A 13409-nucleotide genomic window follows, 5' to 3' on the forward strand; every position below is an offset into this window, starting at 1 on the left:
TGCCGATTCCTGGCCGACAAGATATGCATCGTTCCGAGGAGCCTCCATGGGCATCCTGATCTACCTGGTGCCTGCCTTCGCACTCTGGGCGCTCATCGCCACGGGGTTGGCGTTCGTGCGTGGGCGCCAGCTCACTGCCGAGTACGGGCAGCACGCCAGCACCCAGGACAGTCTTGCGCGCTATCAGGCGGCGCTGTCGCAGCTGAAAGCACGTGCGGCGTCGACCACGCTGGAGCTGGAGTCCCTGCAACGCAGCTACACGGTGTTGAAGCAATCGCTCGATCAGCAGGAACAGAATGCCTCGGTGCAGCAGTCTTCAGACACGCCCGACCAGGTGATTCCGATGGTGATGGTGCAGCGCCTGGATATCGCTGCGGAAATCGGCACGTTGTTTGCGCATGTCGCGCGCGTGGCACGCAGCCTGCGCCGTTACAGCGCTTACAGCCGCGGCCACAACGCGCCCGAACCCAGCACTGCACGCTACGACCTGCATTGGCTGGCCGATTGCCTGCACAGCTTCGACCAGATCGGCCATGCGCTGCTGCGTGGCAACGCGGCTGCGCTGATCACGGCGTGCCAGGATCTGCTGTCGATGTACGAGCACTACCTCAAGGATGGTTCCGGCTATAACAGCCGCGATACCTTCCAACGCCTGAGCAGCGACATACCGCTGTCAGAGGCCACCGACGCCATCCGCTCGATCATCGTCAAGGCCACACTGGCGCAGGACGTGCAGGATGCCGTGAAGGAAGAGCAAGACAGTCTTGCAAGTGCTGTGAACTGAGTGCCTGGGTTGAGTGCCTGAGGCGTGCAGCGCGGAATCTGGGACGTTTGCTTTCTTACAACGCATCCGCGCAGGTCCTTCGTATCGCGCCTTGAATTGAGCGCTCGGGCTGATTGTCCGAGCTGCGCGTCTGGACGGGTTGCGAGGGATGCGCGCTAAAGAAACGCGCCGCAAGCGGCGCGTTTCTGATTTACAGATCCAACCAACCGCGTTGCCGCTTACCGCTGCGGCAACGCGTAGGCCACCAGGGCATCGCCTGCCGGGGTTTCCATGAAGTGGTGACCGGCCGCCATGATCACCAGATACTCGCGGCCGCCGTAGGCGTAGACCATCGGATTGGCCTGGCCACCGGCCGGCAGCTTGGCGTGCCACAGCTCCTTGCCGGTGGCCAGGTCGATCGCACGGATCAGGTCATCGGTTGCGGCGGCAATGAAGATCAGACCGCCCGCGGTGACCACCGAGCCACCGTTGTTCGGCGTGCCGATTTCGATCGGCAGGCCCGAGCGAATCCCGAACGGCCCGTTGCCGCGCGCACTACCGAAGGGACGATCCCACAGCGTCTTGCCGCTCTTCAGATCGATGGCGCGAATGCCGCCATAGGGGGGCTGCTTGCATAGCAGCTTGGTGAACGGCAAACGCCAGCCGGCATTGACGTTTACCGCGTAGGGCGTGCCGGCCTGCGGGTCGCCGGCGCCTTCGGCACCACCGGCATCGCCACGCACCTGATCGCGCGGAGCCCAGCCCAGCTTGTCCGCCTTGGCGCGCGGCACCAGGATGTTGTAGTTGGGCATGTCGTTGTAGTTGGCCACGATCACGCCACGGTGCGGATCCACCGCCACGCTGCCCCAGTCCGAGCCGCCGTTATAGCCGGGATATTCGATGGAATGCCGGTCGGCTTCGGGCGGCGTGTAGATGCCCTTGTAGCTGGCCTTGCGGAACTGGATACGGCACACCAGCTGATCGATCGGGGTCATGCCCCACATGTCGCGCTCGGTCAGATCCGGCTTGCGCAGCGTGTGATACAGCGAGAACGGCTGGGTCTTGGAGCGCATTTGCGGCTCAACACCACCGCCGGGCACGGCGCGCTCTTCCACGCCAACCAGCGGCTCGCCGGTGCGGCGGTCCAGCACGTACAACTCGCCCTGCTTGCTCGGCAGCAACACGGCCGGCACGTTGACGCCATCCTTGGGGAAATCGATCAGGCTCGGCTGCGAGCCGAGGTCGTAATCCCATGCGTCGATATGCGTGGTCTGGAAATTCCACACCGGCTTGCCGGTGGTCACGTCCAGCGCCACCAGCGAGGTGGCGTAGCGGTTTTCCGGCGGCGTGCGCGAGCTGCTCCAGTAGTCCGCGGTGGAATTGCCCATCGGCAGATACACGTAACCCAGCTGCTCATCGGCCGCTGCGGTGGTCCACATGTTGGGCGTGCCGCGCGTCCAGGTCTGGCCCGGCGGCGGTGCACCATTCCATTCGGGGTGGGTCATGTCCCAGGCCCAGCGCAACTGTCCGGTGACCGCGTCAAAGCCCTGGATCACGCCCGAGGGCTCGTAACGCTTCTGCCCGTCAAGGACCTGATGCCCGGTGACCACCACGCCGCGCACGATGGCCGGCGGCGAGTTGATCGAGATGTAGCCCGGTGGCGTCTCGCCCATGCCGACGGTGATGTCGACCTGGCCGTTCGTGCCGAAGTCCGCGCATGGCGTCCCGGTGCGCGCATCCAATGCGATCAGGCGCCCATCCAGCGTGCCTTCGATCACGCGCGTACGGCACAGCGCAGGCGCTGTCGCCGCCTGCGCCGCGGCTGCGTGATTCGCGACCGGCGCCGACGTTGACACTTCGTAATACGACACCCCGCGGCAGGCCGCGGTGTATGGAATGGCCTCGTCCTTGACCTTGGGGTCGTAGCGCCAGCGCTGCTTGCCGGTGGAGGCGTCCAGCGCGATCACCTGATTGCGCGCGCTACACAGATACAGGCTGTCGCCAACCTTCAACGGTGTGGTTTCGGCGCCCCAGCGCTTGGTCGGCACATCGCCGGTATGGAACACCCACGCCTGCTGCAGCTGGCTGACATTGTCGCGATTGATCTGCGTCAACGGCGAATAGCGCTGCCCAGCCTGGCTGCGTCCATATGCGGCCCAGTCGTCATCGGCCGGCGCATTGGCGGGCTGTGCCGGCTGCGCGCCATCGGCGGGGCGATTGACCACACCTGCGGCGATGCCTGCCACCTGCGTCAATGCACCCTCGGCCTCGGTGATTCCGAACGGCACGAAGGCCAACGCAAAGGCCACCACAAACACCACCGCCAGTCCGCCAGCCACGCTGCGCGAGACGGCGCGCGACACCGGGCGCTCGAGCTTGGGCAACAGCAGCGCCAGCACAAACGCCAGGCCCACGATCAATCCGAGCCGCGGCACCCAGCGCCAGTAATCACTGCCCGATTCCCACCACGTCCACAGCAGCGTGGCGACCACGACGGCGGCAAACCACCACGCGCCGGCATTGCGGCCGCGGAACAGCAACACGCCAGCGATCAGCATCGCCAGGCCTGCCGGTGCGTAATACCAGGATCCGCCCAGCGCGGCGAGCCACGCACCACCTGCCAGCAGCACCAGCCCCAGCAGCACAATCACGCCTCCCAAAATCGCCAGGGCCCAATGGCCGCGACGGGAGGGACGAAGCAATGTCGACATCAGTAGTTCCTCTTTGCATCTGCGGCCAACGCAACGTTGCCGCACCGCGAACTACCTTCGACCCGTTTTTGTGAAAGACCTGCGTTCTTTGCTGACATGTTCTGTCAACAATGCGTTACAGCCAAATACCGCAAAAAAAAACGCCGGCAATGCGCCGGCGTTTTTCATGACTGTGCACATCACACCGCGCGATCAGCCCTCGGCAGGCGGCGCATCGCTGGTGATTGCAACCGCCTCGTCCGCCACATCCTCGGGCTCTTCCAGCGAGGCATCCAGGCGTTCGACGGCCTGCAGTTTCTCGCCCTTGGACAGCCGAATCAGCGTCACGCCCTGGGTGTTGCGGCCCACGCGCGAAATCTCCGAACCACGCGTGCGCACCAAGGTGCCACCATCGGAAATCAGCAGCACTTCATCGGTGGAACCCAGCAGCACCGCACGCACCAACTTGCCGTTGCGCTCGGTGGTCTGGATACCGATCACGCCTTGCGTGCCGCGTCCCTTGCGCGGGTATTCGGCCAGCGGCGTGCGCTTGCCATACCCGTTCTCGGTGGCAGTCAGGATGTAGGCCACATCGCCGTTGTCGGCGACATCGATCACTGCCGGCTCGGCGCCGTCGGTGGTCTCCACGACCTCCTCGGCACTCTCGTCCTCGACCTCGTCTTCCACCCCGCCGGCACGCTCGGAAACGATCAGGCTGACTACCTCCTCGCCCTTGGCCAGACGGATACCGCGCACGCCGGTGGCGGTACGGCCCATCGAGCGCACGGTCGACTCGCCAAAGCGCACGGTTTTGCCGTTGGAGGCAAACAGCAGCACATCGCGGTCGCCATCGGTCAGCGCCACACCCACCAGCGCATCGCCTTCATCGAGATTGATGGCGATCTTGCCGCGCGCCAGACGGAACGCGAACTCGCTCAGCGGGGTCTTCTTGACCGTGCCGTTGCGGGTGGCGAAGAACACGTAACGGTTGTCGGCGTATTCGCGCACCGGCAACACCGCCTGCACACGCTCGCCCGATTCCAGCGGAATCCAGTTGATGATCGGACGACCGCGTGCATTGGAGCCGGCCTCCGGCAACTGATGCACCGGCAGCCAGAACACCTTGCCGCTGCTGGTGAAGGTCAACAGCGTGTCGTGCGTGTTGACCAGCCACAGCTGATCGATGAAATCTTCTTCCTTGGTCGACGCCGCCGAACGACCACGGCCACCGCGGCGCTGCGCGCGATACGCGCTCACCGGCTGGCGCTTGGCATAGCCCGCGTGCGACAGCGTCACCACCACGTCTTCCGGCGCGATCAGATCCAGGATGTCCAGGTCTTCTTCGCTGTGACGGATTTCGGTGCGGCGCGCATCGCCATACTCTTCGCGGATGTTGATCAGCTCGTCGCGGATCACCTGCAACAGCACGTCGGGGTTTTCCAAGATACGGATCAGGCCCTGGATGACTTCGAGCAACTGCTTGTATTCGTCGGTGAGCTTTTCCTGCTCCAACCCGGTCAGGCGATGCAGACGCATTTCCAGAATCTGCGAGGCCTGCACTTCGCTGAGCTGGTAGAAGCCGTTGGACAGGCCCACGCCCGGCGCCAGATCTTCCGGCTTGGACGCCTCGGCACCGGCAGCGCCGAGCAGCGCGCCCACCAGGCCCGGTTCCCAGGTCTTGGCCAGCATGCGCTCGCGCGCTTCCTGCGGATTGGCCGAGGTCTTGATCAGCTCAATCATCTCGTCGATGTTGGCCAACGCGACGGTCAGACCTTCCAGCACATGCGCACGTGCGCGTGCCTTGCGCAGTTCGAAGATGGTGCGACGGGTGACCACCTCGCGCCGGTGGCGGATGAACGCCTCCAGCATCTGCTTGAGGTTCATCAACTGCGGGCGGCCATCGACCAGCGCAACCATGTTGATGCCGAACACCGACTCCATCTGGGTCTGTTGGTACAGGTTGTTGAGCACAACCTCGGCCGACTCGCCGCGCTTGATTTCGATGTAGATGCGCATGCCGTCCTTGTCGGACTCATCGCGCAGCTCGCTGATGCCTTCGAGCTTCTTTTCCTTCACCAGCTCGGCGATCTTTTCGATCAGCCGCGCCTTGTTGACCTGGTACGGAATCTCGGTGACCACGATCGCTTCGCGGCCGTTGTCGGCCACTTCCACGTCGGCCTTGGCACGGATGCGCACCCGGCCACGGCCGGTGCGGTAGCCGGCGGCAATGCCGGCGGTGCCGTTGATGATGCCGGCAGTGGGGAAATCCGGGCCCGGGATGTACTCCATCAGCCCTTCGATATCCAGCTCCGGCGTGTCGATCAGCGCGATGCACGCGTTGATCGCTTCGGTCAGATTGTGCGGCGGGATATTGGTGGCCATACCCACCGCGATACCGGCCGACCCGTTGACGAGCAGGCTCGGGAACCGGGTCGGCATGACCGTCGGCTCGAGTTCCTTTTCATCGTAATTGGGCTGGAAATCGACGGTTTCCTTCTCGATGTCGGCCATCAGCTCATGCGCCAGCCGCGACATGCGCGACTCGGTGTAACGCATCGCCGCGGCGGAGTCGCCGTCGACCGAACCGAAGTTACCCTGGCCGTCCACCATCATGTAGCGCAGCGAGAACGGCTGCGCCATGCGCACCAGCGTGTCGTAGACCGACTGGTCGCCGTGCGGGTGGTACTTACCGATGACGTCGCCGACGATACGCGCCGACTTGAAGTAGGCCTTGTTGCTGTGCGCGCCCAACTCGTTCATCGCGAACAGCACACGGCGATGCACGGGTTTGAGGCCGTCGCGCGCATCGGGGAGTGCGCGCCCCACGATCACGCTCATCGCGTAATCGAGGTAGCTCTTGCGCATCTCGTCTTCCAGGTTGACCTGGATGATTTCCTTGGCGGTTTCTGCCATTCGGGTTCCGTAAGTGAGGTGGCGGGCGAGCCGGAAAGCCGCGTCGGGGGCGCCTCAGAGACAGGCTGCCGACCCCACGCTCCCGCCGATCGATTCAAGCGCCGGATTGTAGCATGAAGGGGCAACCCAATGCCGCCGGTTTACCAGCCAGAAACAAGCACTTGCAGGACTTTGCGGGGCACTTGCCGGCCCCGCGCCCGTGTGCAGGCTCAGTTACCGAAGGCAGCCTGCATACGCGCCAGGTGCGGCTGCGCGATGACGCCACGTTCGGTGACGATGGCATCGATCAAATGGCCCGGGGTGACATCGAACACCGGATTCCAGGCATGGATGCCGTCGGCCACGGTGCGTACGCCGCCCACGCCGAACAATTCGCCCGGATCGCGCTGTTCGATCTCGATCTGATCGCCATCGGCGGTGGCCATGTCCACCGTGGACGACGGCGCCACCACCATGAACTTGACGCCGTGGTGGCGGGCGGCGATCGCCAGCTGGTAGGTGCCGATCTTGTTGGCAGTGTCGCCATTGGCGCAGATGCGGTCGGCGCCGACGATCACCCATTGCACCAGGCCCGATTTCATCAGGTGCGAGGCGGCCGAATCGGCGATCAGGGTGGCGTCGATGCCATCCTGCTGCAGCTCCCACACCGTCAGGCGCGCACCCTGCAGCCAGGGCCGGGTCTCGCCGGCAAAGACCTTGCTGATGCGCTGCTGCGCCATGCCGGCACGGATCACGCCCAGCGCGGTGCCGAAGCCAGCGGTGGCCAGCGAGCCGGTGTTGCAGTGGGTCAGCACACCGCTGCCGGGAGCGATCAGGGCGGCGCCGAGCGCGCCCATATGGCGGTTGGCGGCCAGGTCCTCGTCGGCGATGGCCTGCGCCTCGCGGGCCAGCACATCGCGCCAGTCCGGCCCTGCGGCGGCAAGCACGCGCCGCATGCGCATCAGCGCCCAGGCCAGGTTGACCGCGGTCGGGCGCGCGGCATTGAGCCGCAACAGCGCCGGTTCCAGCTTCTGCAGTGCCTCGCTGCCGCTGTCGGCGGCGATCTCGCGCGCTGCCAGCACCACGCCCCAGCCGGCCGCAATGCCGATCGCAGGCGCGCCGCGCACGGCCAGCGAATGGATGGCCTCGGCCACCGCATCGCTGCTGTCGCAACGCACGTGCTCCACCACGAAGGGCAGCTTGCGCTGGTCGAGCAATTCCAGGGCATCACCGGTCCACAGCAGCGGACGGATGTGGTCGTAGCGGGCGTAATCGATATGGGCGCTGTCGTTCATGCCGCCATTGTAAGGCGCGTGCGCCGGGCAGTCAGTGGACGGGCCCGTCAGTCGACGATGAACTCGGCCCGGCAGCCGTCGTTGACCCACACGCCATCGCGGCTCCAGCCCCAGGTCTGCCCTTCCACGCACGGCGAGCCGGAGATCTGCTTGCGCAGGCGCACGCTGCGCTCCACCGACACCCCGCACATGCGGCGCGAGCGGCTCTTGGATTCACAGGTGAGGGTGCGCGGCATGTCGACGAAGCCGGAGCCATCCTCGGCGCCCACTTCGAATTCGCCATCGCACCCACGCGAGACCCAAATTTCATTGCGGCGGGTGCCCCAGCTGCGGCCTTCCTTGCACGGCCACACCGAGCGTTGCCGCAACAGGCGCACCGGCGCGCCGCGCAGGATCACCGGGCACGCCACCTTGCTGCCATTGGAATCACAGCGCACCACACGGCGCATCTGCGGGGCGGTCAGCACGCGGGCCGAGGCGAATTCCGCACGGCAGCCCTGCTCCACCCACACGCCATCGCGTTCGATATCCCACTCGCTGCCGCGAATGCAGCTGGTCTCGGACAGTTGGCGCACCAGTTGCACGCCGTGTTCGGTGTCCATGTCGCAATGCACGCGCGCCATGTCCTTGGATTCGCAACGCACCACGCCGGAGCCACGCTCCGCCGCCTGCACATCGGCCAGCATCAGCAGCGGCAAGCCCCACAAACCGCATAAGCCGATCAGCCACTTCATGCTGAGAATCCTCACCCGAAACGATCAACGCCGCGCCCCCGTGGACGTGACGATGAGAGCACCATCGATGTGAAGAAAGCAATACGACGCCGATGACAGTGCGGTGGCGGCTCAGGCGTGCGCGAACGCAAATGCCAGCACATCGGCAATCTGCGTGGTGCCGCGCATGGCCATCAACAGGCGGTCCACGCCGACCGCCACGCCCGCGCAGTCGGGCAGCTGCGGCAATGCCTGCAGCAGGCGCTCATCCAACGGCAACAGTGGCAGGCCACGCGCCGCACGCCGTTGGTTGTCGCGTTCGAAGCGCATGCGTTGCTCGTGCGCGTCGTTCAGTTCGTGATAGCCATTGGCCACTTCATACGCGCCCAGGTACAGCTCGAAGCGTTCGGCTACCGGCGGGGTGTCGTTGCGAATACGTGCCAGCGCGCATTGGCTGGCCGGCCAGTCGTGCACCACGGTCAGCGTGTCGCGCGCAAAGCCTGGCTGGATGTGGTGGGTCATCAGCAGATCCAGCCAATCGTCGCGGGTCAGCCCGTCGGCAGCGATCGCCACATCGGCCAGTGGCGCGCGTAATACGTCCAGTGGCGCCAGCAAGGGGTCGATTCCCAGGTGGTGCAAAAACAGTTCGCGATACGTGAGCACGTTGACCGACGCGCTGCGCCCGACCAGCGCCAAGGCCCGTTCGATCAGCGCGATGGTTTCATTCGCCAGCGCGCGATGATCCCAGCCCACCCGGTACCACTCGAGCATGCTGAACTCGGGATTGTGGCGGCCACCGGCTTCGCCGTTGCGAAACACGCGCCCCAGCTCATAGCAATCGCCGACGCCGGCGGCGAGCAACCGCTTGAGTGGGTACTCAGGCGAGGTCCGAAGCCAGCGCGTGGGCGCACCCGCATCGACATGGCCACTGAAGCGGGTGCTGAAACTCTCGATGTTCGGCTCGGTATTGCCTGCCACCGAGAGCACCGGGGTTTCCACTTCCAGCACGGCGCGCTCGGCGAAAAAGCCGCGAATCAGGGCATTCAGGCGCGCGCGCAGGCGCAACGCCTCCAGGTCCACCGGCAGTTCGTCGGACAGCGTGCTCATACCGCTTGACCGTGCTCACTCAGGAACGCCAGCAGCCGCGCTTCGTCCCAGATCTCCACGCCCAGGCTCTGCGCCTTGTCCAGCTTGGAGCCGGCTTCTTCGCCCGCCACCAGGAACGCGGTTTTTTTGGAGACGCTACCGGCCACCTTGGCGCCCAGCGATTCCAGGCGCTGCTTGGCGGCATCGCGCGTCAGCGCGGCCAGCGTGCCGGTGATGACCACGGTCTGCCCGTCCAGCGGCCCGGCCTGCACCACATCGGCCTGCGGCAATTGCGCCAGCAACGCGTCCATGGCGCGTTGCGCGGCCGTTGCCAGTGCCGCGTTTTCCGGGCGAGCCAACCACTGCTGTAGCGAGGCGATCACCGGCGCCGGCACACCGGCTTGCAGCAGCGGGTCGGCCTCGGAGGCGATCAACGCATCGAACGAGGACGTCGCGGCGGCTAGTTGCTGCGCACGCACCGGGGTGACCTTGGGAATATCCAGGTCTTCGAGCAGCACCGCAAAACTCAGCGCGCCGCGCAGCTTGGGCGAAGGCGGATGCGCATCGCCGATGCGCACACCACGCTGCAGCAGGTCATCGATCGCCTGCTGGTTGCCGGCCTGATCGAAGAAATGCCCGAGCGAGCGCGCGACTTCACCGCCGATGTCCGGCACGCGCTTGAACAGCGGCCAGGGCAGATGACGGATCACCTCCAGCTCGCCAAACCACGCCGACAACGCCTTGGCGGTGCTCTCGCCCACATGCTCGATGCCCAGCGCAAACAGGAAGCGCTCCAGCGTGGTGTCGCGCGAGGTCTCGATCGCCTCGATCAGGTTTTCGGCCCACTTGGTGGCGATTTTCCTGCGGTTCCAGTCGAACGCCGGCAAGCCCGCGCGCAACAGATCGGCCTGCCAGGTCTGCGGCGCCGGCTGCACGCCGTCAAGATCCACACCGATGCCGACCAAGGTTTGCTCGACCTGCGCATACGCACCGGCAGCCAGGTGCTCGCGTGCTTCACGCAAGAACGCATGCGGGCTGTCGGCGGTGCTGATCAAACGCAGCTGCAGCAGCTGGTCGACGTTGAGCAGATACAGGTCGGCCACACCCTGCACCACGCCACTGTCGACCAATACTTCAATGAATTTTTCGCCCAGCCCGTCCACGTCCATCGCGCGGCGCGACACAAAATGGCGAAAGGCTTCCTTGCGCTGCGCCGGGCACGTGAGCTCGCCCGAACAGCGCCACACCGCCTGGCCTTCTTCGCGCACGATCTCCGAGCCGCATACCGGGCATTGGGTCGGCATCTGCCAGGCCTGGGTGCCGGCAGGGCGCTGCTCGGCGACCACACCGGCCACCTCCGGAATCACATCACCAGCGCGTCGCACGATCACCGTGTCACCCACGCGCACATCCAGGCGCGCGATCTGGTCGGCGTTGTGCAAGGTCGCGTTGGTCACCACCACGCCGGCCACGTGCACCGGCTTCAAGCGCGCCACCGGTGTTGCCGCACCGGTGCGGCCGATCTGGATTTCGATCGCCTCCACCGTGGTGGATTGCTCCTGGGCCGGGAACTTGTGCGCCAGCGCCCAGCGCGGTGCGCGCGAGACAAAGCCCATCTCGCGCTGGCCAGCTAGATCGTCCAGCTTGTACACCACGCCATCGATATCGAATGGCAGGCCGTCGCGTGCTTCACCGATGCGCCGGTAGTAGGTCAGCAAACCCTCGCTGCCCTGCACCACCTCCACCAACTGGCTGACCGGGAAGCCCCATTCGCGCAGCTGCGCCAACATCGCCGAGTGGGTCGGCGGCAACGCACCTTCCGCCACCTCGCCCACGCCGTAGGCAAAAAAACTCAACGGCCGTTGCGCGGTGATGCGGGCATCGAGCTGTCGCAACGAACCGGCCGCACCATTGCGCGGATTAGCCAGCACCTTGCCGCCCTGCAGGCGCATCTGCGCGTTGTAGGCCTCGAACGCGGCACGCGGCATGTAAACCTCGCCACGCACCTCCAGCACCTCGGGCCAGCCCGTGCCACGCAAGCGCAGCGGAATGGCCTTGACGGTGCGCAGATTGGCGCTCACATCCTCGCCGGTGGCGCCATCGCCGCGGGTGGCGCCCTGCACGAATTCGCCCTGTTCGTAGCGCAGGCTGATCGCCAGGCCGTCGAGCTTGGGTTCGGCGCAAAACACCGGCTGCTTGCGCTCCAGCCGTTCGCTGATGCGGCGCACGAACTCGGCCACTTCCTCGTCGCTGAAGGCATTGCCCAGCGATAACATTGGCAACGCATGCCGTACTTCGGCAAACCGCGAAGCGGCCAGATAGCCCACGCGCTGGGTCGGCGAATCGGCAGTGGCGAGTTCCGGATGCGCCGCTTCCAGTGTCTCCAGCTCGCGCAGCAGCCGGTCGTACTCGACATCGGCGATCTGCGGCTCGTCGAGCACGTGGTAGCGGTAATTGGCGTCTTCGATGCGCTGACGCAGGGCATCGATGCGCTGTGCGGGATCCGGGCTGGCAGTCATGCGATCGCAGAAAGGATGCTGGGCCGCCCATTCTAACGGCCGCCGCCGGTGCCGGACGTGGTGCAGGCAGAGCGCTGCGGAGCACCGTCCGTCGGAAGCGGACGCGGCAGCGTGATTCCCGATAGGCAGACGGTCGCAAAACCGCTAGCGTTGCGCCCTCTTCGCCCAACCCCTCCGGAGCTCACCCGTGTCGTTGCCCGTCTCGCGCCGTTCCTTCCTCAGCCTTGCCACGTCCGGCCTGGCGGTGTCCGCCCTGGGGCTGACGCCTGCGGCAGAGGCGGCCCGCAAGCGCGCCGCCGCACCCGCGGCGCCGAGCGTGGCGCTTGCGGCCGGCACGGTGTACCTCAACTTCAACGAGCATCCCACCGGGCTGTCGCCGGCTGCACTGGATGCGGCGAGCCGCTCGCTGGCACGCTCGGGCCGCTATCTGTTCGAAATGGAACAGGACCTGCGCAACCTGATGGCCGGCGAACTGCAGCTGCCGCACGACCACCTTGCGTTCTTTCCCGGCTCCAGCGACCCGCTCAATCGCGCCGGCACCTTGTTCACGTCACCGCGCGCCGGCCTGGTCATGGCCGACCCAACCTTCGAAGCGCTGGCCGACCTCGCAGCGGCGCAAGGCGTGCCGGTCCGCAAGGTGCCGCTGCGTGCCGACGGCGCGCACGACGTCAAGGCCATGGCCAAGGCCGACCCGAGCGCCGGGCTGATCTATCTGTGCAACCCCAACAACCCGACCGGCTCGATCACCCCGCGCGCGGAGATCGAATGGCTGCTCGCCAACAAACCTGCCAGCGCCGTGCTGGTGGTGGACGAAGCCTACATCCACTACAGCACCGAGCCATCGGTGGCCGATCTGGTGCGCCAGCGCCAGGACCTGATCGTGTTGCGCACGTTCTCCAAGCTCTACGGCATGGCCGGCATGCGGCTCGGTGCTGCGCTGGCGCCCCCGGGCCTGCTGACCAAGCTGGCCAGCCTGGGTGGCAACCCCCTGCCCGTCCCGGCGATGGCCGCAGGCATCGCCAGCCTGCGCGATCCGATGCTGGTGCCCAGCCGCCGCGCCGACAACGCCCGCGTCCGCGACGACACCATCGCCTGGCTGAAATCCAAGGGATACACCTGCCTGCCATCGCAGGCCAATTGCTTCATGGTCGACGTCAAGCGCGACGGCAAGGTGTTCGCCGACTCGATGCAGAAGCAGGGCGTCATCGTCGGCCGCAGCTGGCCGATCTGGCCCAAGCGGGTGCGTGTCACCGTAGGCAGCGAGGCAGAGATGGTGCGTTTTCGCGAGGCGTTTGCTAAAGCGAAGCGTTGAGCACTAAGCACTGAGTGGCAATCCCTTCTCCCCTCGGGAGAAGGTGCCCGAAGGGGCGGATGAGGGTGTGAGCGAAGCCTCGTGCCGCCCAGCCGCGCCGGGGCTTCGCCCCGTACCCTCACCCCAATCCCTCTCCCGC

Annotated in this window: 8 protein-coding genes; 2 read left to right on the forward strand and 6 right to left on the reverse strand. The window is 65.9% G+C overall.

Going from position 1 to position 13409, the window contains the following annotated elements; translation table 11 throughout:
• The first annotated feature begins 46 nt into the window (after nucleotides 1-46).
• The gene (locus QRM89_RS04495; RefSeq protein ID WP_285447384.1) at nucleotides 47-784 is read left to right on the forward strand and encodes a hypothetical protein; all 738 of its coding nucleotides are present in this window, start codon (nucleotides 47-49) and stop codon (nucleotides 782-784) included.
• A 218-nt stretch (nucleotides 785-1002) separates the two neighbouring features.
• Here QRM89_RS04495 and QRM89_RS04500 read toward each other — a convergent pair whose 3' ends face one another.
• From QRM89_RS04500 to ligA, 6 genes are all read right to left on the reverse strand, one after another.
• Nucleotides 1003-3474, reverse strand: coding sequence for a glucose/quinate/shikimate family membrane-bound PQQ-dependent dehydrogenase (locus tag QRM89_RS04500; protein ID WP_285447385.1), 2472 nt, complete (start codon nucleotides 3472-3474; stop codon nucleotides 1003-1005).
• Between the two features lie 192 nt (nucleotides 3475-3666).
• The gene (gene gyrA / locus QRM89_RS04505) at nucleotides 3667-6366 is read right to left on the reverse strand and encodes a DNA gyrase subunit A (protein WP_285447386.1); all 2700 of its coding nucleotides are present in this window, start codon (nucleotides 6364-6366) and stop codon (nucleotides 3667-3669) included.
• Nucleotides 6367-6575: 209 nt separating this feature from the next.
• A complete protein-coding gene (gene mtnA / locus QRM89_RS04510; protein ID WP_119959855.1) occupies nucleotides 6576-7640 on the reverse strand; it encodes an S-methyl-5-thioribose-1-phosphate isomerase in 1065 nt (354 codons plus the stop codon).
• Between the two features lie 47 nt (nucleotides 7641-7687).
• On the reverse strand, nucleotides 7688-8374 hold the full coding sequence (locus QRM89_RS04515) for a DUF3011 domain-containing protein (RefSeq protein ID WP_012438660.1): 687 nt from the start codon (nucleotides 8372-8374) through the stop codon (nucleotides 7688-7690).
• Between the two features lie 111 nt (nucleotides 8375-8485).
• Nucleotides 8486-9460 (reverse strand): EF-P lysine aminoacylase EpmA, encoded by a 975-nt coding sequence (epmA, locus tag QRM89_RS04520; protein ID WP_285447387.1) that lies wholly within the window; start codon nucleotides 9458-9460, stop codon nucleotides 8486-8488.
• A complete protein-coding gene (ligA, locus tag QRM89_RS04525) occupies nucleotides 9457-11958 on the reverse strand; it encodes an NAD-dependent DNA ligase LigA (protein ID WP_285447388.1) in 2502 nt (833 codons plus the stop codon). The genes epmA and ligA overlap by 4 nt, the downstream gene beginning before the upstream one ends.
• A gap of 187 nt (nucleotides 11959-12145) precedes the next feature.
• On the opposite strand from ligA, the gene QRM89_RS04530 reads away from it, so the two are divergent.
• Complete coding sequence (locus tag QRM89_RS04530) at nucleotides 12146-13270, forward strand: pyridoxal phosphate-dependent aminotransferase (protein WP_285447389.1); 1125 nt, start codon at nucleotides 12146-12148, stop codon at nucleotides 13268-13270.
• The last annotated feature ends 139 nt before the right edge of the window (nucleotides 13271-13409 follow it).

This window comes from Xanthomonas sp. LMC-A-07 (assembly GCF_030208825.1).
In the GTDB taxonomy this organism is placed as follows: Bacteria; Pseudomonadota; Gammaproteobacteria; order Xanthomonadales; family Xanthomonadaceae; genus Xanthomonas; species Xanthomonas campestris.